The sequence below is a fragment of the Paenibacillus brevis genome, assembly GCF_018919145.1.
Taxonomy (GTDB): domain Bacteria; phylum Bacillota; class Bacilli; order Paenibacillales; family Paenibacillaceae; genus Fontibacillus; species Fontibacillus brevis.
In genome coordinates, this window is the sequence record NZ_JAHLQJ010000012.1 from 149,978 (window position 1) to 169,568 (window position 19,591).

Sequence of the window (19,591 nt, forward strand, 5' to 3'; positions counted from 1 at the left end):
ACTCCTTGCTACACTCAGATTCATGTCATTTACCACACAAGCACGGAAGCTCCCCAAGTCAGCCCGCCGCCAAAGCCTACGAGCAGAATCGTGTCTCCCTCTTTCATCCGTCCTTCTTCCGCCGCTTCTACCAGCGCAAGCGGAATCGACGCTGCCGAGGTGTTCGCGTACTTATCAACATTGATCACGCATTTCTCCTCAGGCAAATCGAGACGCTGCATAGCGGATTGAATAATCCGGATATTCGCCTGATGCGGAACGAACAGATCGATATCCTCTTTGCCCTTTCCGGCCTTGCGCAGAACCTCTTCGGTTGCCGTCCCCATTACACGGACCGCAAACTTGAACACCTCGCGTCCGTTCATGTAAATAAAATGCTTCTTATCCTGAATGGTCTCTTCCGACGCCGGCAGACGAGAGCCGCCGGCCTCCAGCTTGAGCAGGCTTCCGCCCGAACCTTCCGCTCCGAGATCAAAGGAAAGGAAGCCTCTGCCTTCCGAAACCTCGCCCAGTACGACAGCGCCAGCGCCGTCTCCGAAGAGCACGCAGGTGTTGCGGTCCGTATAATCCGTAATCCGGGACAACGTGTCTGCTCCAATGACGAGCGCGTTATTGTACATTCCCGTCTGCAGCATGCCATTGGCAGTAGCCATCCCATAGACGAATCCGGAGCAGGCCGCGGACAAATCAAATGCCGCCGCCTTCTTCGCTCCCAGCTTATCTTGCAAAATACAAGCGGTGGAAGGGAAGAAGGTATCCGGAGTTATCGTGGCTACGATAATCAACTCCAGATCCTCAGCCGTCATCCCCGCCGATTTCAGCGCCTGAACAGCCGCCTCGTAAGCCAGGTCTGATGTGGCCTGCTCCGGGGCCGCGATGTGGCGCTCACGGATCCCTGTACGCGACACGATCCATTCGTCGTTTGTCTCTACTATTTTCTCCATATCTGCATTTGTCAAAATTCGTTCAGGCACATATTTACCATACCCGACAATGCCGATTGGCCGAATTGTATTCATTGTTCCACCTGCTCTCTGCTGATTTCTTCCGCTATACTGTCATTGAGCTTCGCTTTAACCGCTTCACGCGCTTGTCTAACCGCATTCATGAAGGCTTCCCCGTCAGATGAACCATGAGCCTTGAGCACAAGACCCCCAAGTCCAAGCAGGGGTGCACCGCCATGCGCCTTATAATCCATCATTTGCTTCAATCCTCGCATAGAAGGCATTAGTACTGCGGCCGCGAGCTTGTTCTTGAGCGATTTAGTGAACTCCTGCTTGAGCAAAGAGAAGAGCGCGCCAGCCGTTCCTTCCAGCGATTTCAGCAAAATATTACCGGCAAAGCCGTCACACACCAGTACATCACAAGCACCTGTCAGCACATCGCGCGCCTCCACATTGCCTACGAAGTTAATCGGCAGTGCTTCCAGAAGCGGATAGGCCGCCTTTGTAAGCTCATTCCCCTTGCCCGGCTCTGTTCCGACATTCAGAAGACCTACGCGGGGATTATCCAGTCCATGCACCTTGCGGCGATAAATGCTGCCCATCACAGCAAATTGGGCAAGATATTCAGGCTTGGAATCCATATTCGCTCCCAGATCGAGCGCCAGCACACCCCGCCCATCCAGCGTAGGAATCATCGGAGCCAGCGCGGGACGCTTGATGCCCTCCATCCGGCCTACCACGAACAGTCCTGTTGTCATGAGCGCCCCCGTATTACCTGCCGAAATCATCGCATCTGCCAGGCCTTCATGAACCAATCTCCCGGCAACGACCATCGAAGCGTCCTTTTTGCGTTTAACCGCTCTTGTCGGTTCATCCTCAGCCTCGATAACCTCTTCGGCATGATGAAGCGTAATGTTTGCCGGAGCTTCCTTCAACAAAGGCTCCAGCTCTGCCTTCCGGCCTACCAGAATAAGCTCAATATCGCTCCATTCCTTGGCCGCCGCAATCGCTCCCTCCACCGTGCTCTTCGGGGCGTGATCTCCGCCCATCGCATCAATTGCGATCCGCATGCAAGTTTCCTCCCTCTACCCTTGGTTGTCATCCCCGGTGGACCGGTAAATGACAAAGTTTCCTTGGAACACCATCTCTTCGCCCACATACGTGAACACTTCAACCTTGGCCTTTCCCTTCAGCTCCGGCGTCTGACGCACATAAGCTTTGGCGATGCACTTCTCCCCCAGATGCACGGAACGGATAAAGCGAATGTCCGCAGAAAAAGTAAGGGCGATCTCATCATTAATAACAGCCACGGCCAGCGAGTTCGCTTGGGCAAACACATGATGGCCCCGGGCAATTCCAGTCCGGGAGAAGACATGCTCCTCGCGGATTTCAAAAATCGATATCCCGCTTCGATCCAGCTGCAGGTCGACGACCTCCCCGATCACTTCATGAAGCGGAAGCGATCTGACCTGATCGTATGAGCGTTCAGCCATCAGCTTTATCCGCTCCCTGAGCTCGGGAATCCCAAGCTCCAGACGGTCAAGCCGAATGGTCTGTATGCTTACCTTGAGATGACGCGTCAATTCCTGATCTGTCATAAACGGATTATCTTCGATCAGCTTCACCAGTTGCTGCTGGCGTTCTTTCTTCGGCACGCGTTCGATGGACAACACCCCCTGAACAACCAGGTTTATATCTAAGGATACTCTGAGATATCATTAATTTAGAACCAGGTACTAAATCCAAGTATAAAACATCTTCCTCCAAAAAGAAAGAGACTCTTCCCCATTCATCACCCGAATCGCAGCGAATCATAAAGTGCAAGTTCAAAACGCCAGCTGTTTAGCACCGAGAAGGTTGCATACCCGAAGAAGGAGGAACGGAGTGTAGGCAGCACCTACATGAGTACCGGACTTCTAGGGAGAACGCAAGATTCGATGTCGAAACAACCACCTGAAACACTTCGTGATCAAAAGATGACTTTTTGAACTACCTCTTTTCAATGAATGTTCAAAACGTCAGCTTTTTAGCACCGAGAAGGTTGCGTGAACCCGAAGAAGGAGGAACGGAGTGTAGGCAGACCCTACATGAGCGAAATGCTTCCAAAGGAAGCATACCTCGTAAGCATTCGCTTGGAGTTTTAGGGTGAACGCAAGATTCGATGTCGAATCAACCACCTAAAACACTTCGTGATCAAAAGATGACTTTTTGAACTACCTCATAAATGGCAAAAAAAATAGTATCTCAAAAGAATGAGATACTATTCGTGGTTCCTAGATTGATTATCTTATTGGTTGATAATTTCTCTAGATTTGTATGTTCCGCATACTTTACATACGTGGTGAGCAAGCTTCAATTCTCCGCATTGTTCACATTTTACCATGCCCGGCACAGCCAATTTGAAATGCGTACGACGTTTGTCGCGGCGCGTTTTGGACGTTCTCCGTTGAGGTACTGCCATGGTTCCCACCTCCTTAATCAGATCAAACCGTTCACTTCAAGCTTTGTTTACTTTTTGAAAAAATCGCCGAGCGAGGCCAGACGAGGATCAATTCTCTCCGTATTGCAGCCGCAATCCCGCTCATTCCGATCGGTTCCGCAAATTGGGCAAAGCCCTTTGCAATCATCACTGCAGATCACAGCGTAAGGCAAGTTCAGAAGCAGGGCCTCCTCGATATACGGCACCAGATTAAGCTGGTCCTCCGCTACATAGGTAACCTCTTCTTCTCCATCCTCCGGTTCGCTGTCCGAATGATCGCTTTGCTTGAAGCTCTCTTCAAATGGAATATCAACTTTGTGGCTCACGGGCTTCAGGCATCTGGAACAGAACATGTCCAGCTGGCCTGCAAGGTTTCCGGTTACGCGGACGACTCCTCCCTCGGAAGAGACAGCCCGCAGGTCGGCCTTCAGCGGCCCCGCGCCGGCGATATCCTTGCGTCCCTTGATCACATGGCTTATATCCAGCTCCTGATGGAGATCCACCGGTCGATCGGATGAAGCCAATTGTCGAAGTTGCAAAATCATGAAATATCACTCCAAACAAACAAAAATTATTATACCGATTCCGAGCAAGTTTTGTCAACAGCCGTAAGGCGTTTAGTTTGCCATTTGACCTATATTCAACCGTAATTTCCCGACAAAAACCATTCCTATGGTATATTCTATATTTAAGAGTGTAGGCAAAACCTACATGAGCGAAATGCTTCCAAAGGAAGCATACCTCGTAAGCATCCGCTTGGACTTCTAGGGTGAACGCAAGATTCGATGTCGAATGACCTTCTTGAATTACTTCGTGATCAAAAGTTGACTTTTGAACTACCTCTAAAAGGGTGATGAATACATGAAAACCGTTGGACTAATCGTAGAATATAACCCGCTTCATAACGGACATGCCTACCACTTCGCCGAGGCAAAGCGGCTGTCGGGGGCGGATGCCGCGGTAGCCGTCATGAGCGGCAACTTCTTGCAGCGCGGCGAGCCGGCCATCGTAGACAAGTGGGCCCGCGCAGAGATGGCGCTCGCGCTCGGCGTCGATCTTGTGCTGGAGCTGCCGGTCGCCTATGCACTGCAGCCGGCGGAATGGTTCGCCTATGGCGCCGCCGCGCTGCTCGACGCCACCGGCGTCGTGACGCATCTGTGCTTCGGCAGCGAAGCGGGGGCGCTGGAGACGCTGAAGCCGCTCGCAGAGCGTCTGGCGGACGAGAGCGCCGACATGAAGGCGGCGGTAGCCGAGGAGCTTGCCTCCGGGGCGAGCTATCCCGCCGCCTACGCAGCCGCAGCCGCGCGCACCTGCGCCGGCGCGGGCCTCCCTGCCGCCGTAGCGCGCGAGCTGTTGATGCAGCCCAACAATAGCCTGGGGCTGCACTACCTGATCGCGCTGCGGCGGCTACAGAGCGGCATAGCACCGCTTACGGTGCAGCGCCATGCCGCGGGGTACCACGATGCCGCGCCGCAGGCTGCGGACATCGCCAGCGCTACCGCCGTGCGCTCGCTGCTGTCGGGCGGCGGCCTCGCGGCCGCTGCGCCCTACATGCCGCCGAGCACGGCGCAAATCCTGGCCCGCGAATTCGCCGCGGGCCGCGGGCCGGTCAGCTGGGAGAGCTTCGCGCCCCAGCTGTTCCACCAGTTGCTGCTGGCTTCGCCCCAGCAGCTCTCCGGTCTGTATGACATGACCGAAGGACTGGAATACCGCATCAAGCAAGCTCTACCCAAGCTAACCTCACCGAGCGTTAAGCAGTTGCTCGATCAGATCAAGACAAAGCGCTATACCCGTACCAAGCTTCAGCGCACTCTTGCCCATATGCTTTTGCAGCATGACCGGAGCAGGCTTACGGAGTCATCTCTGTCTGCGGGACCTGAATACCTGCGCGTGTTGGGTTTCAGTGATTCAGGCCGCGAGCTGCTTCGTAAAATGAAAAAAACGGCTCGGCTGCCCGTGCTGACCAGAGTCGCAGGAATGACAGGAGGCCAACTAGAGCTTGATCTACAGGCGGCTGCCGCATATGCCAACAGCTATAGTCCTCGAACTACAGAAGGTTTGCTGAGAGAATACCGCCAGCCGCCAATTCGCTTCCGTCTTTAATTTTTGGAGACAGCGAGACATGAGGGGCGGCTGTTCGGCCCTAGGCACCCTTATGCCGCTGGCTCCAAACCTTCCAGATAATCCAGCGCATCCTGCACCGATTTAACCGGAACGAGCTTCATCTCGCTTTTAATCTCGTCGGCCTTGGCCTTTGCCTCTTTATAATTGCCCTCCGGGACGAAAAAAATATCCGCATCCCGCCGATCCGAGGCAACAATTTTAAACTGTACGCCTCCGATTGGGCCGACGGTGCCATCCTCGGACATCGTTCCCGTGCCGGCGATCCGGTAGCCTTTACTCAGATCGCCAGGGGTCAACTGATTATAGATCTCCAGCGTAAACATCAGACCTGCGGAAGGACCACCGATTCGAGTATCTGCGAACTGAACCTCTTTATCCGAATCCTTAGGCTCGATTTTCCGGACCTCACCCACCGTCACGCCCAAGCCGGCCCTGATATTGCCATTTTCCTCGGTGATCTTCACCAGTTCAACCTTCTGGGTAGTTATTTTACCGCCCCGATCATACGTAAGCTCTACCTGATCGCCCGGAGCCATCCCCTTCAGAAGACCGGACAAATCCTCGAACTTGCCAATCGGGCTGCCATTAATCTCCTTGAGTATATCGCCCGGGTGAAAGTCGCCCTTCGGTGTAATCACATCAGAAAATCCGACAATGAATACATATTCGGGAACTACCTCATATTCGATACCGGCTTGCCGGTATGCGGACATAATCGCACTGGATTGGGAAGTGCTCATGTAGTATCTCTGCTGGGTTTGATACTCTTCGTCATTTCTATCGGCTTCCTTGCGGACAATCTCCGCATGAGACTTGAATTGGGCCGATACAAGCAGCGCCAAATTGGCATAGCTCACGGATACCGTAGTCAGCATAAAGGTGCCATGTTCCTCTGTATCGCCTCCGGCGATCTTAACCATCGGCTTCACTTCCTCCGCCGTGCCCGGCTGGTTAACCATATAAGGTGTGGGCATATATACAACCACATAGACCAGAATAGCTAGGGAAATTACATATAAGCCCGCCTTGATTACGGGCGATCGGGTTCTGCGCATTTCCTGTCCTCCTCTGTTACTACGCTTGCTGTTGAAGAGTCATGCTTGCCCCAGCTTCAGCATATATTCGGTATAGCTAAGAACTTGTACTTTTCAGATTACCGTCGACCCATTTCTAGAGCTAAGGAAGGTGAATGCCTTGCCCAGCAAATCCTCAACGGCCGGTCGTCTCAGCTCTACGCTGCTGTTCGGGCTGGCCGCCGTCATTCTTGTGATCTGTATCGTATACGCCCCCAGTGAAGCCTTCAAAGCCTCTGGTCAAGGATTGGCTATCTGGTGGCGCATCGTCTTTCCTGCCTTGCTTCCTTTTCTCGTGCTGACCGAAATCGTCCTGGCAAGCGGATTTGTTCGAGGCCTTGGTGTGCTCCTGGAGCCGTTCACCCGTCGAATCCTCGGGTTGCCCGGCTTGGCGGGCTATGTAATTCCCTTAGGATTGATCGCCGGATTCCCTGCAGCCGCGGCAACTGCAGCTTCATTATATCAGCAAGGAAAAGTAACCTCTAAAGAAGCGGAACGAATGGCCGCAGCAGCACATTTCGGAAGCCCGATGCTGCTGACCGTTGTCATCGGCACGGGCTTCATCGGCTCACCGGCTCTCGGCCTCCTGCTTCTAGGGATCCATTGGCTTGCAGGATTTGGTACAGCAGTTACTCTGAGGAGAGGCGGAACCATTCCCGACAGCTCCAGCAGATTTCGTTCTTCCTCTACGCCTTCCGTAAACAAAGGAATCCTGCATCTTGTCTTCTCGGAAATGAGACGGGCGCAAGAGGAAGATGGGCGCAGCTTCGGAAAGCTCCTGGGGGATGCCGTAAGTAAAAGCGTTCAGACGTTAATGAACATCGGCGGCTACATACTGATATTTGCCGTCGTCATTCACGTCTTGACCCGCGCATGGCCCTCTTTCCTGTCACAAGCCCTTCTGTCGGGCCTGTTGGAGCTTCATTTAGGGACCTATACCGCAGCAAAAATGGCCCTTCCACCATCCTTACTTGCTGCCTGGATTTCCGCGTTGCTGGGCTGGGGAGGGCTTTGTGCGTTGCTTCAGGTTCGCTCGATTCTTTATCCCGCGGGAATCGGCATTCGGAGCTTTATTCTCTACCGAATGATCCATGCGGCCTATGCCTGTCTGCTTGCCTTGCTGCTCTGGAAGCCGGTGATGCGCTGGTTCCCCGGTACACTGCCTGCAGCCTCAGGGATTAGTACGGCTTCCGTTAATTCCGACATCATTGGCTATACACTCCTGCCAACCTGGGAGCAGATAGGCGATGTGCTCCGGCTTCAATCGTTACTGCTGGCCGCCATACTGGCAGGAAGCATCTGCATAGCTCTTTTGCTTCGCAGGCGCAAAGTCCGCTGATTTCATGAATGTCAGGCTTAGCCTTGCTGCTTCTGATATTTCGCTATTAATGCCTGCTCAACCTCAGACGGCACAAGATCAGACACATCTCCGTTGAAGCAGGCAATTTCTTTTACCACACTGGAACTAAGATAAGAATACTTCGGGTTGGTCATCATGAAGATCGTCTCGACCTCGCTGTTCAGCTTATGATTGGTCGAAGCCAGCTGAAGCTCGTATTCAAAATCGGTTACAGAACGGATTCCGCGGACAATGACATGTGCCTGCTTGTAGTCCATATAATTGACCAGCAGATCACGAAAGCTATCGATCTCCACATTCGGTAGATGACTCGTCGAGGCGGCTAGCAGTTCCTTGCGTTCCTCCACCGTGAATAACGGCTTCTTGCTCAAATTATTCAGTACGGCCACGATCAACTTGTCAAACTGACGGGAAGCTCGCTGGATAATATCCATATGGCCCTTCGTCACAGGATCAAAGCTCCCAGGATACACCGCAACCCGCGGTGTTGGAAAAGGTTGTTCCATCATTCTCCTCCTTGCCCGGCATCTTGCCGGACCGTGTCTTCTTTGTCAAAGCTGTAAATGGAGACGGCAATTTCACCATATAGTGCTTTGCGCAGCTCGATAAAAGAACCCGGTCTTTCCGGATATGTATAGGAAGATTCATATTCAAGCACTATTTTTGCGCCGGTATTCAACAGATTCAGGCTGTCCATCATATCCATCAGCTTGTCTCCATGCTTCAACCGGTATGGCGGATCCAGAAAGACAAGATCGAACGAAGCACCGCGCTTGGCAAGCGCCTTAAGCGCCCGCTCCGCATCATTCTTGTATACCTCGGCCTGCTGCTCAAAGCCGGTTGCCTTTAAATTGGCACGGATCACTTCGATGCTCTTGTATTCCAAATCAACGAATACACCCTTGTCCATCCCTCGGCTCAACGCTTCAATTCCCAAGCCTCCGCTTCCAGCGAACAGATCCAATGCCTGTCCTCCGTCAAAATAAGGCCCGATCATACTGAAAACAGCCTCCTTGACTTTATCTGTAGTCGGTCTTGTTCCCATGCCGGGAACCGACTTCAACGTTCTCCCACGGGCCTGGCCTGATATTACTCTCATTGTCTGCACACCTTCTTTGCTGAAATGCCTGTCGATATCGTACCACAATCACATAAGGATTGAAAAATGCAATCTGCACAAGTTTTTCATCGCATCATGTATAATCCTGGCTGGAAGGGACACAATGGAGCTATCGACATCACAAATGTCGTAGACAACCGCGGAGAAGACTTACGTTTCCCCATAAGCTCTTCGTCCGGTTTCTCCTCTCCCATGATGGGACTCTCGAAAGGGAGTCCCGATTTTTTATTGTTACAGTTTATAGAAACTGCATTAAATGGGACTTTAAGAATGGTACAGAGTAATAGCAAATAATATAGCACAGGCGTTTTCGATAAGTTTGGGACCAATTGGGGACCAGATTTTCAATCAACGTAATCGTCTCACGTCACCTGCCGATTGGGATCGCTTTGGGAGAATAATAGTGGATTCTGTAGTGTCCCGCTGTCCTAAATAGCATTTCCTCGACAGTTCGCATTCTAAAAATCTACTTTACTACTCCTTCTATATGTGAAGAATTTGACAGTCCTTTTATTTGATCCTATAATTAATAGTAATAATTACGATCAAATACTATGGTCACAAACGAAGGAGTGAACAATATGTCTATATTACAAGATCCCCGTATTCCCGTTACAGTATTGACCGGTTTTCTGGGAGCGGGAAAGACAACCCTGCTAAATCATGTATTAACTGCGGAGCATGGCCAGAAAATCGCGGTCATTGTCAACGAGTTTGGAGAAGTTGGCATTGACAACCAATTGGTTGTCGGTGCGGACGAAGAAATCTTTGAAATGAACAACGGCTGTATTTGTTGTACGGTCCGAGGTGACCTCATCCGTATTCTGGCCGATTTGAAGGATGCCAAGCTCGGAAAGGGAATTCGCCGCAAAGCCGATTTTGACCGCGTGCTGATCGAAACCACTGGCCTTGCCGACCCTGCTCCGGTAGCCCAAACATTTTTCGTCGATGACGAAGTGGCCGATTTCTATAAGCTGGACGCGATCGTAACGGTAGTGGACGCCAAGCATGCCGGACAACACCTGGATGAAGGCCACGAAGCCCAGGAACAAGTTGCCTTTGCGGACGTCCTGCTGCTAAACAAGACCGATCTTGTCCAGGAAGAAGAACTCGCCCAGTTGGAGCAGCGCCTGCATGCGATGAACCAGACGGCGAAGATTTACCGCACACAACAATCCCAGATTGATATCGATCGAATTCTAGGCATCAGCGCCTTTGATTTGGATAAAAAGCTGGAGATTGAACCTGATTTTTTGGAAGAGGAGCACCATGAGCACGATGACGAAGTTGCGTCCGTCTTCTTCCGTGAGTCTCGTCCCCTCGATTTGAAGAAGGTGGAGCGTTTTATTAATGAATGGCTGGTCGAACATGGAGTGGATACATTCCGTTATAAAGGCATTCTGAATATCAAAGGCTCTAAAAAAAGAGTCGTCTTCCAAGGCATTCACATGCTCTTTGCCGCTTATCCGGATCGCGATTGGAAACCGGATGAGACGCCTTTTAGCGAATTCGTTGTCATCGGACGTAATCTGGATGAGAATTGGTTTCACAAGCAATTTGCCGCCTGCGTAGCTGACTAAGAGAGAAATTTTTATTCTAAATTAAGAAGGGGGTATCCCGAAAGTCATCGTAGATGACTGAAGGACACCCCCTTTAATAGTCGAGTTCCACCTAAATAATCACTTTTGGGAATAGGCTCTTCCCCTCCGTTTTTCAGCTTAGTTTTGGGCTGCAAATTCTTCCATCATGACGAAGGTAACAAGAATCGGAACAGTATTCATGATGAACATTCCCCTTCTCCCCACGAAAGACCGCGGCCTTGCTTGTCTTGCCCGGCAACCGAAATGCCCGTAGCCACGAAACGTTGTTCGAAGGAATAAACGATTCGCTCCTTCAGTCGGCTTCTGGCGGCATGCCGGCGAACAAGTTCCCTACCCAGCTCAGGGGTGATATCTTTGTACCATATCCCTTCCGGGTAAGCAATTACAACGCAGGCGTCAGAGCACCGTCCATTACAGCGCGTACGTGTTGTATGAATTTGCCGGTCCGCTCCGCGTAAGATAATTTCGTCCCTGATCGCCTCCGTCACTTCTTCGGCCTGTCTCTTCATGCAACTGCCACCGTTGCAAATGAGGAAGTGGCAAAACGTCTCTTGCAAATTCCATGTTGTCATGACATCCTCCTGTTACGGATTTACTTTATCCGGATACAAACCTGCGGCAAGCGTTTGTAAAGCGATTGGTGCGCGAATGCCTTCGGCGGCGGCTGAGAGAGGTAAGACAACGAACCGCTCATTTTGGATCGCCTTCACGTCAGCCAGCGAAGCCATACCCATCAATCGTTCTTTTTTCTGCTCCTTTGTCTCATCCCCATAGTCGACGATGACGATCACATCCGGGTCCCGGTTTACGACCTCTTCCCAGCTTACTTCCGCCCACCCCTTATCGATGTCGTCGAAAATATTTTTCCCGCCTACTTGGTTGATCAGGCTGGTCAAATACGTATTGGCCGCCGTAAACGCCTTCTCTTCGCCACTGTCATAAACGAAAATTTTAAGCGGCTGATCTACTGGACCAATCTGCGTCTGAATATTTTCCAGATCGCTACGAATCCCGTCTACGAGTGCTTCGGCACGTTCTTCCACACGGAAAATTTTTCCGATATTCAAAATATCCTGATACACGTCCTCAAGCGTCGGCTTCGGCTTGTTGGAAGATTCCTGAATATAAGTACCTACACCCTGATCGGCCAGTTCCGCACGTGAACCCAGCGTTTCCTCTGTAAACGCGCTTTGCCAGCCCGCATAGGCAAAATCAGGAGAAGCAGCCAGAAAGATCTCCTTCGACGGGTATTTATCCGATAAAACCGGAATACTCTCATATTTTTCTTTATATTCAGGCAGGATGCTGTCATCCAGATAAGCAGTCCCCGCCATCGATGCTTCCAGTCCAAGCGCCAGCATCACCTCGGTCGCATGCTGATTAAGCGTCACAGCCCTTTTGGGCGCTTCAGAAAATCTCAGGGTTTCCCCCATATTCTCGATTTCTACAGATTCTGCAGATGCTTCTCCGGCTTCCGACTTCGATATCGGCGGACTCTCCTGCGGTGAAGAGGAAACTGAAGAGCTGCCGTTGCCCGCGCACGCGGACAGAATAACCGTTAGCAAAATGGCTGTCAGGGTAAACTTCCAAGTGATCAATGCTTTTTTCATAAATATCTCCCTCGCATAACTTGTATTTGTAATTTATTGTTTTTGGGCAATCAGCGTCACCGTGGCAGGAGCGCCGGACGACTCTGCAGTCATCGCACCAGCAAACGGGTACCCGCCATTTCCCCAAATATCCTGGCGGTACAGCTGTATGGACTTTCCTGCCGCTAACGCCTCCTCTATCGCTTCCGTCGCCCCGAGACTCGCAGCCGTCTGCTTTATTCCGGAAGGAAGTGCTGTTGACCAGGGCTCCGACAAACCGAAATTCCAAACGGCACGAGTTACCTCAAACCCTGTCGAGGCCAGCAGCAGCGCGATTTCCTTAGGGGTAAATAGCGCAAATTCACGTTCGATACGGTAGCGAGAGGACATCGTACCCTCAAGGTAAGTCTCGTAATCGATCGTGCAGCGAAAAAGCTGCCTGGACAAAGAAGTTTCACCTTCAACGATTTGGGAGACCCACTTATTCAGCTGTAACTGCTTCCGTTGACGTGTCTTCCAACCGGCGCCGCCTGGCGGCAGATGCACATCCACTGCAATCCAGCCTCCATGATCCAGGTAATCATACAGGGTACTTAGCAAGGCTATATGCTCCTCCATCAGTGTGAAGTGCTGCAGGAAGCCATCGGGACACAGCACATGAGTAAAAGTCTCTTGAGCATGAAAATCCAGCGCATTCTGCTCTACTAATCTCAATCGCTGTTCTGCTTCGTTTTTAAAAATTCTCTTTCGCTTCGTTTCAGCTATCTTGAGCATCTGCGGGCTCCAATCCATCCCCACGTACCGCTCAGTAAGGACGGCAAGCTCAGCGGCCAGACGGCCCGTACCGACGCCGAGTTCCAATACTCTAGCCGGTTGCGGCGACTTGTCCAGCCAGCTACGATAAAAAGAGATGCCTGCCTTCCCGGCAAACTGGTCATAATATTGTGCTTCCGCTTCCTCGTATTTTGGACCCGGCTGCCGTTCATGCCGTAAGCCCTGAATACCACAGCGTGAGCACACTGTTCCCGCCAACGCTGTCATGGAGATCCCCGCCGGCACACCATTCCTGGAGTCCCCGTTCCATTCGTCATACATATAACCGCAATAACTGCAACGGGTAAAGCTCATGAATCCCCCTCCTTCTCATACGCTCGCTACTGTCTCCGGCAAGTAGACAATCGAGGGCTTTCCTGTGGTTGGATGGCGAAAAATTTGCGTTTTCACCCCATATACCCTCTCCAGCAGCTTTGGTCTCAACACCTCGTCTGGACTCCCCGACGCTATAATCCGGCCCTTCTCCAACATATAAATACGGTCGCAGTAACAAGCAGCGATATTTAAATCATGAAGCGCAGCGAACGAGGTCAACTTCAATGTCTTGACCAGTTCCATCATTTGTAGCTGGTAACGTATATCTAAATGGTTGGTAGGTTCGTCCAAAATTAAAAACTCGGCCTCCTGGGCCAACGCACGGGCAATCAACACACGTTGCTTTTCGCCCCCTGACAGAGTGGAGAAACTACTGGCCGCAGCATGCCCCATGCCTACCCGCCTTAAGGCCAGGCTAGCAATTTCATAATCCCGGGCAGAATCTGTTTCCAGCATGCGCTTATGGGGAGCCCGTCCCATCATAACGATATCCATGACTGTAAAGTCAAAAGCGGGATTCGATTCCTGACTGACGACCGCTATTTGCCGTGCTGTCTCTTTTTGCGTCAAACGAAATAAATCTTGCCCATTCAGGAATATCTCACCCTGCTCGGGCTTTAATACACGATACATATTTTTGAGCAATGTCGACTTCCCGCTGCCGTTTGGACCGATCAGACCGACAAACTCGCCATCTCGAAGCTCTAGGGAAATAGCCTCGATCAATTTTTTCTCATGTATGCTGAAAGAAAGCTCCTCTACTTTAACGTTCATTCTCGCCCACCTCCGAAAGAATACGAACTGCGGCGCAGCAGCCAGATAAAAAATGGACCGCCGCATAATGCAGTTACGATGCCGATCGGCAATTCCTCCGGGGCCAGGACGAGTCTGGCGAGGACATCTGCCCACACAATAAAGATGGCTCCCATGAACAGGCTAACCGGCAGCACCCTGCGATGATCTGAACCGACCAGCAGCCTGACAATATGCGGAACCATCAGCCCCACAAATCCGATAGCGCCGCTGATGGCAACAAGAGTCCCCGTCAAAAGAGCAAGGGTCAGTATCAGGATGATGCGGAAACGCTGAATGTTCACCCCCAAGGTGACGGCCGTATCATCCCCCATCAACAGCGAATTCAATGATCGATAAGAAAAGGACAAAAGTGCGGTTCCCCCAATCACGACCAGCGTCGGGAGCGACAGATAGGCCCACTTTGCTCCCGCAAGGCTCCCCATCATCCAGTACATAGCCGTCCGGATGCCTTCCTCCCTGGGCGCCATCGTGACGATAAAGTTAGTAGCTGCCGACATCATCATAGAGATCGCGATACCGGCCAACAGCAGCCTGGTTGTAGAAATCTGTCCTCTTACGCGGGCCAGCAGAAATACCAGTCCCATGGTAACCAGCGATCCGCCAAAGGCCGCGAGAGACAGTGCATATTGCCCTAAATAGGAAAAGGCTCCGAACAGAATCACCAGCGTGGCTCCTACGGATGCCCCAGATGAAACGCCAAGGATGTACGGTTCAGCCAGCGAATTGCGCATGAGAGCCTGTGCGGCGACGCCAGCAACGGATAACCCCGCTCCAACGACAACACCGAGAAGCACTCTGGGAAAACGAATATCCCACACGATATGGCCTTGTGCCGGACTCCAGATTTCTTCTATTCTTTCGGAGAAGCCCGGCAAATGTGAGAACACGATTTTCCAGACTGTTGCCGGAGCGATGGCTACCGGGCCCAGCATCACTGCAATTGTCACCGACGCCAATAGTAAAGCTGACAGCACGATTATAATACCGGTAAAACGAAGCCTGTTATTGAGAGCATCAAGTTGCGTCATATTATTCATTGAGTCCGTTCCCCTAGCAAAATCATTCGCGGAGAACACCGCTCATCGTATGATTCTCCACCATAGCCACCATACACCTTGTCCAGCACGAGCCCCGCATCCTGAAGCATAGCTCCCAAAACTTCCAGCGAATAGAGCTTGACACGTTCCGTGTATGTGCGCGGATGGCTCCCCGCTTTCTCGATAACAATTTCCTTGTTTACAAAGCTATTTTGAACCCATCGGCGCTCCGAGATAAGCATGTCATTTTCTTTCCGCTGCGAAAAAGGAACGAAAGTATCTTGGATATATTTTGCGTTTATTACATCTATGACAAAACGCCCTCCTGGCTTCAGTCCCCTCCTGATTTGCATCAGGACATTGAACTGCTCGTCATCCGTCTCGAAATAACCGAAGGAAGTAAACAGATTAACAACCGCGTCGAAGCATTCTGTAAACGTGCCGTCTTCAGGCAAAGCGCGCATGTCCCCTTCTACCCAGCGTACATGTCTATCCAAGTCAGCTTCCTTCGCCTTTCGCAGCAGTACCGGAGAAAGATCTACGCCCGTGACATGGTAACCGGCATCGGCCAGCGCCAATGCATATCTTCCTGCTCCGCAGCAAAGATCGAGAATCTGGCTACCCAGGGGTAGTTTCAGCCATCCCATGATCATTTTGACGAAGTAATTCGCTTCCTGTTGATTCCGGTGCTTATAAATAAGCAAATAATCCTCACCAAAGCTTTTCTCATACCATTTCATCGATCCGCTCCTCTCCACCAATTCCATTTACACATTTTTATTTTAATCGTAAAAATTACTATTAAAATATATCCGTTATTATAATTGTAATTTTTACGATTATCAAGCAAATCTTAGTACCCATTATTTGCGAAGAAATTTTACTGGGGAGCTTTCAATACGAATGGAACAGAAAAATGCGGCGCTTTAACGGCACCGCACTTCAATCTACTCGTCGTCATTCGTCGATTCGTCTATGACCTCCAGTTCTCTTTCCGCCTCTTGTAGCTTTCATAGGATCCGGTATCCCTACTCCAGCACCGTATTGTGGGCTGGGTGACGCCGCGGCATCGGGCTTTCGGCCTAGCTCTGCCCGCCCAAACAGCTCAGAACACCGCTGCATAAGCAAACAAAAGGAACGATTATGCCCAATAAAAAAAGAAGAAAGATCATACCGATTTCGTGACGGCTCAAAGGTTACAAGCAAGCGATGTCTCATCTGATGCATTGCAAATTGAACGAATCGGTCTGCTTTCTCGGACCTGAACATGGTGATATAAGCATAGAGAGAGTGATCTTCCGCTTCGTCCAAAGGACTGACACCCGCACAAGAGAACTCCGTTTGGATATGCATTCGTTTGAGACAGGCAAGGGCCGCAAATATCTCCGCATCGACTTCGATGTTGCCAAGCCATAACGTTTGCTTGGCAACATCGAAGTCGCTTGGGACTTCCAAGCCAGCTTGCCAGTTCCGTAACCCTCCGCCGCCACTGGTCTTCAGAATGAGTGCTGATTACCTTTCCCTCTCCGCTTTTCGCGCTAGGATATGTCACATAAACTCCCTCCGACTCTTAAAGAATAGATGCCCTGGAATAATCCTTCGCCGATTAAAAAACTTGGTCAAGAGTGAAATCTGCCTGGCTTCAGGACGCACCCCTTTCTTCGGCATTTTCTCAGCTATTGCAGCAAATTTTCTAGGTCAGATATCCTTCCTTGACAATCGTAATTTTTATCATTTACAATTGAATTGTATCGTAATTTTTACGATTTTAAAGTCGGTAACTTATATATTCTGGAAGGAGATTAAACAATGAGAAAAGATATTCATCCAAAATACAATAAGGTTATATTCTATGACGCCTCGTCAGGCTACAAATTTTTGTCGGGTTCGACTCGCTCCTCTAATGAAATGATGGAATGGGAAGACGGAGAGGTTTATCCAGTAATTAGGGTTGATATCAGTTCTGCCTCCCATCCTTTTTTTACAGGAAAACAAAAATTTCATGATGTTGGCGGAAGAGTCGAAAGATTCAAACAGCGGCTTGCTTCTAAAAATCAAGAGGGCTGATCTTACCGATATGTATCGCAAACGATTTAATAAAGCGCCATGATTACATGAATGCTCACCCAGGAATTAGGACTTTCTAATATCTGAGTGAGCTTTTTTGTCCTGGCCCTCTTCCATCCGGTTCTGGGTTTGGTGAAAGCATCCTACCGAATCAACCAGGTTAGACCGTGTTAAGCCATTGTTGTATATACATTATTGACATTTACCAAAGTGACATAAATTACTTTATTTTGTGCAATTTCAATAGTCGCATCAAAAATTAACTATTTATGCTTTGTATTATTTTAGGCTGAACCCACAAATCGGCTTCTTGCAGCACCTATTCCAAAAATAAACAGTAATACAGAAGCGCCTACTAATATGAAAAGCGGCAGGGTCCAACTATTTGTTGCATCATGAAGAAATCCAATCAGTGCGGGGCCAACGGCAGCTAGGAGATATCCGATAGATTGTGCCATACCAGACAATTCCGCCGCTTGATGGGCATCTTCGGTACGCAGGCCGAAGAACATCATTGATAATCCAAAAGCAAAGCCTCCACCAATTCCGAGGATTATAATCCACAAAAGAATTATACTAGGACTTCCATAAATTAATCCGAGTGTTCCAATCAATAGCAGAATTGTTGCGATAACTACTAACGAACGTTGACTAGACATACGTCCGGCGATAACCGGAACAATAAAAGTAAATGGCAGCAGAGCTAATTGCATAATTGAGAGATACCAGCCTGAATGACTTGAATCGTTTCCTTGATGGTTCAGGATTTCAGGCAACCATGCAATTAGCACATAAAATATCATGGATTGTATCCCCATAAACAAGGTTACTTGCCAAGCTAGTGGAGAACGCCATACATTTACGTTTTTATTGATCACATGACTATTACTTGAAACAGAAGCTTGTTTCGTTCGATTTTTTAGTTGTGGTAACCAAAGGAAGATGGATAAAATGCTTAGAATGCCCCAAAGTCCCAGAGCCCCTTGCCATTTTAGGCCTGCCCCAACCGCTAGCGGAATACTTATGCCAGAAGCGATCGCTCCGCATAGATTCATTGAAATCGAATATATACCAGTCATCGAACCAATTCGATTTGGAAAATCCCGTTTAATTAAACTTGGCAATAATACATTACAGACTGCGATTGCAAACCCTAGAATAGCTGTTCCGATATAAAGACTAGCCGCGCCAAATAAGGAACGTAAGGTAATACCAACGGTCAAAATAATGAGGGATAATAAAATGATAATTTCTATCCCGTACTTACGTCCTAATTTGGGTACAAACGGTGATAATAAAGCAAAAGCAAGAAGTGGCACAGTCGTAATTAGACCTGCTAATGTATTCGAAATATGAGTATCATCTCGAATGAGACTTGCTAATGGACCAACTGATGTTAAAGGCGCACGTAAATTAGCTGCAATGATAATGATGCCCAGAACAATCAGGCATGAGGTAGCAACCTGTTTTTCCTGAACCTTCTTGATTTGATTCTCCATTTTCTCCTCCAAAGAATTATTCTCTTTTATGGTATAGTTACTGAAAAAGAGCCCCCGACGGGCTCCTTTCCGACTACACTCTTCTAGAACACTTGTATAACTTCCTTAATGCTCTCGATTTCATCAAGAACTGCACGCTCAATAGCAGCCTTTAACGTAATCGTAGCACTCGGGCAACCATTGCAAGCTCCCAGAAATCTCAATTTGGCTATACCGCCAGCAACCTCGATCAGCTCAGCGTCTCCACCGTCACGCAATAAGAAAGGACGTAGTTTAAAAAGCACTTCCGATACTTCATCAAACAGTATTTGATTCTCTTCCATTTTGACAACTCCTCTCGTCATTTTTTCTAAAAGTCAACAAGCGATTTTTAATCTGGATAGAGTAAATCGTTCTTTGCTTTTTGTCTAAGAGTAGTCTCTTGATCCGAAAGTTCCTTTAGAAGTGAATACACTGAATCTATGGGTATCATCACCCCCGTACTTGCGCTTAATGCTAATAGTGTATTGAGAAGGATTTGAATCTTCCGCTTTTCTCGGGCTATTTGAGTTAGCTCAGAGATGCCCGATTCCTTTTTTTTCATTTAAGAACACCCCGTACATCTAATGAATCAACCGATGCTACCTTCCATTTCGAATTTAATCAGTCGATTCATTTCAACGGCATACTCCATTGGCAGCTCTTTCGTGAACGGCTCGATGAAGCCCATGACGATCATCTGTGTTGCTTCCGC

The 19,591-nt window shown here is 49.7% G+C and carries 22 protein-coding genes; 4 read left to right on the plus strand and 18 right to left on the minus strand.

The genetic code is table 11. From position 1 onward, the window contains the following. Positions 1 to 29 precede the first annotated feature (29 nt). From KQJ23_RS14960 to KQJ23_RS14980, 5 genes are all read right to left on the minus strand, one after another. Positions 30 to 1,019: a beta-ketoacyl-ACP synthase III gene (locus KQJ23_RS14960; protein WP_216479668.1), complete on the minus strand. Its 990-nt coding sequence runs from the start codon at positions 1,017 to 1,019 to the stop codon at positions 30 to 32. Further along, positions 1,016 to 2,014 (minus strand): phosphate acyltransferase PlsX, encoded by a 999-nt coding sequence (gene plsX, locus KQJ23_RS14965; protein ID WP_216479669.1) that lies wholly within the window; start codon positions 2,012 to 2,014, stop codon positions 1,016 to 1,018. Before plsX ends, KQJ23_RS14960 begins: the two co-directional genes overlap by 4 nt. Positions 2,015 to 2,029: 15 nt before the next feature. After that, positions 2,030 to 2,599, minus strand: coding sequence for a transcription factor FapR (gene fapR, locus KQJ23_RS14970; RefSeq protein ID WP_216479698.1), 570 nt, complete (start codon positions 2,597 to 2,599; stop codon positions 2,030 to 2,032). Positions 2,600 to 3,231: 632 nt separating this feature from the next. Then, positions 3,232 to 3,405, minus strand: coding sequence for a 50S ribosomal protein L32 (gene rpmF / locus KQJ23_RS14975; RefSeq protein ID WP_018750828.1), 174 nt, complete (start codon positions 3,403 to 3,405; stop codon positions 3,232 to 3,234). Between the two features lie 47 nt (positions 3,406 to 3,452). Continuing rightward, a complete protein-coding gene (locus KQJ23_RS14980; protein WP_216479670.1) occupies positions 3,453 to 3,968 on the minus strand; it encodes a YceD family protein in 516 nt (171 codons plus the stop codon). A gap of 316 nt (positions 3,969 to 4,284) precedes the next feature. Here KQJ23_RS14980 and KQJ23_RS14985 point away from each other — a divergent pair, with 316 nt between their 5' ends. Beyond that, positions 4,285 to 5,526 (plus strand): nucleotidyltransferase, encoded by a 1,242-nt coding sequence (locus tag KQJ23_RS14985; protein WP_216479671.1) that lies wholly within the window; start codon positions 4,285 to 4,287, stop codon positions 5,524 to 5,526. 50 nt (positions 5,527 to 5,576) lie between these two features. Here KQJ23_RS14985 and KQJ23_RS14990 read toward each other — a convergent pair whose 3' ends face one another. Continuing rightward, complete coding sequence (locus tag KQJ23_RS14990; RefSeq protein WP_216479672.1) at positions 5,577 to 6,602, minus strand: SepM family pheromone-processing serine protease; 1,026 nt, start codon at positions 6,600 to 6,602, stop codon at positions 5,577 to 5,579. 139 nt (positions 6,603 to 6,741) lie between these two features. Here KQJ23_RS14990 and KQJ23_RS14995 point away from each other — a divergent pair, with 139 nt between their 5' ends. Beyond that, positions 6,742 to 7,959, plus strand: a complete 1,218-nt coding sequence (locus KQJ23_RS14995) for a nucleoside recognition domain-containing protein (protein ID WP_216479673.1) — start codon at positions 6,742 to 6,744, stop codon at positions 7,957 to 7,959. A 17-nt stretch (positions 7,960 to 7,976) separates the two neighbouring features. Here the strand turns inward: KQJ23_RS14995 and coaD are convergent, their stop codons facing one another. Both coaD and rsmD read right to left on the minus strand, forming a co-directional pair. Then, entirely contained in the window at positions 7,977 to 8,489 is a 513-nt protein-coding gene (gene coaD / locus KQJ23_RS15000; RefSeq protein WP_430522305.1) for a pantetheine-phosphate adenylyltransferase, read from the minus strand. Continuing rightward, positions 8,486 to 9,079 carry a 16S rRNA (guanine(966)-N(2))-methyltransferase RsmD gene (gene rsmD, locus KQJ23_RS15005; RefSeq protein ID WP_216479675.1) on the minus strand — a complete coding sequence of 198 codons (594 nt, stop codon included), beginning with the start codon at positions 9,077 to 9,079 and terminating at the stop codon, positions 8,486 to 8,488. Before rsmD ends, coaD begins: the two co-directional genes overlap by 4 nt. Before the next feature lie 602 nt (positions 9,080 to 9,681). Here rsmD and KQJ23_RS15010 point away from each other — a divergent pair. Next, on the plus strand, positions 9,682 to 10,680 hold the full coding sequence (locus KQJ23_RS15010; protein WP_216479676.1) for a CobW family GTP-binding protein: 999 nt from the start codon (positions 9,682 to 9,684) through the stop codon (positions 10,678 to 10,680). A 197-nt stretch (positions 10,681 to 10,877) separates the two neighbouring features. Here KQJ23_RS15010 and KQJ23_RS15015 read toward each other — a convergent pair whose 3' ends face one another. From KQJ23_RS15015 to KQJ23_RS15045, 7 genes are all read right to left on the minus strand, one after another. Then, on the minus strand, positions 10,878 to 11,273 hold the full coding sequence (locus tag KQJ23_RS15015) for a (2Fe-2S) ferredoxin domain-containing protein (protein ID WP_216479677.1): 396 nt from the start codon (positions 11,271 to 11,273) through the stop codon (positions 10,878 to 10,880). Between the two features lie 12 nt (positions 11,274 to 11,285). Then, positions 11,286 to 12,311, minus strand: a complete 1,026-nt coding sequence (locus tag KQJ23_RS15020; protein WP_216479678.1) for an ABC transporter substrate-binding protein — start codon at positions 12,309 to 12,311, stop codon at positions 11,286 to 11,288. A 33-nt stretch (positions 12,312 to 12,344) separates the two neighbouring features. Continuing rightward, a complete protein-coding gene (locus tag KQJ23_RS15025; RefSeq protein ID WP_216479679.1) occupies positions 12,345 to 13,418 on the minus strand; it encodes a methyltransferase domain-containing protein in 1,074 nt (357 codons plus the stop codon). Between the two features lie 15 nt (positions 13,419 to 13,433). Continuing rightward, a complete protein-coding gene (locus tag KQJ23_RS15030) occupies positions 13,434 to 14,213 on the minus strand; it encodes an ABC transporter ATP-binding protein (RefSeq protein ID WP_216479680.1) in 780 nt (259 codons plus the stop codon). After that, entirely contained in the window at positions 14,210 to 15,283 is a 1,074-nt protein-coding gene (locus KQJ23_RS15035; protein WP_216479699.1) for a FecCD family ABC transporter permease, read from the minus strand. The genes KQJ23_RS15030 and KQJ23_RS15035 overlap by 4 nt, the downstream gene beginning before the upstream one ends. A 5-nt stretch (positions 15,284 to 15,288) precedes the next feature. Continuing rightward, positions 15,289 to 16,032: a class I SAM-dependent methyltransferase gene (locus KQJ23_RS15040; RefSeq protein WP_216479681.1), complete on the minus strand. Its 744-nt coding sequence runs from the start codon at positions 16,030 to 16,032 to the stop codon at positions 15,289 to 15,291. Positions 16,033 to 16,249: 217 nt separating this feature from the next. After that, on the minus strand, positions 16,250 to 16,747 hold the full coding sequence (locus KQJ23_RS15045; protein ID WP_346779405.1) for a hypothetical protein: 498 nt from the start codon (positions 16,745 to 16,747) through the stop codon (positions 16,250 to 16,252). A gap of 354 nt (positions 16,748 to 17,101) precedes the next feature. On the opposite strand from KQJ23_RS15045, the gene KQJ23_RS15050 reads away from it, so the two are divergent. Beyond that, on the plus strand, positions 17,102 to 17,359 hold the full coding sequence (locus KQJ23_RS15050; RefSeq protein WP_216479682.1) for a type B 50S ribosomal protein L31: 258 nt from the start codon (positions 17,102 to 17,104) through the stop codon (positions 17,357 to 17,359). A 284-nt stretch (positions 17,360 to 17,643) separates the two neighbouring features. Here the strand turns inward: KQJ23_RS15050 and KQJ23_RS15055 are convergent, their stop codons facing one another. From KQJ23_RS15055 to KQJ23_RS23790, 3 genes are all read right to left on the minus strand, one after another. Beyond that, positions 17,644 to 18,858: a CynX/NimT family MFS transporter gene (locus tag KQJ23_RS15055; protein WP_216479683.1), complete on the minus strand. Its 1,215-nt coding sequence runs from the start codon at positions 18,856 to 18,858 to the stop codon at positions 17,644 to 17,646. 83 nt (positions 18,859 to 18,941) lie between these two features. Next, positions 18,942 to 19,181, minus strand: a complete 240-nt coding sequence (locus KQJ23_RS15060) for a NifU family protein (RefSeq protein ID WP_216479684.1) — start codon at positions 19,179 to 19,181, stop codon at positions 18,942 to 18,944. Positions 19,182 to 19,468: 287 nt separating this feature from the next. Further along, on the minus strand, positions 19,469 to 19,591 hold a 123-nt coding region (locus tag KQJ23_RS23790; protein ID WP_249529801.1), incomplete at its 5' end, for a hypothetical protein.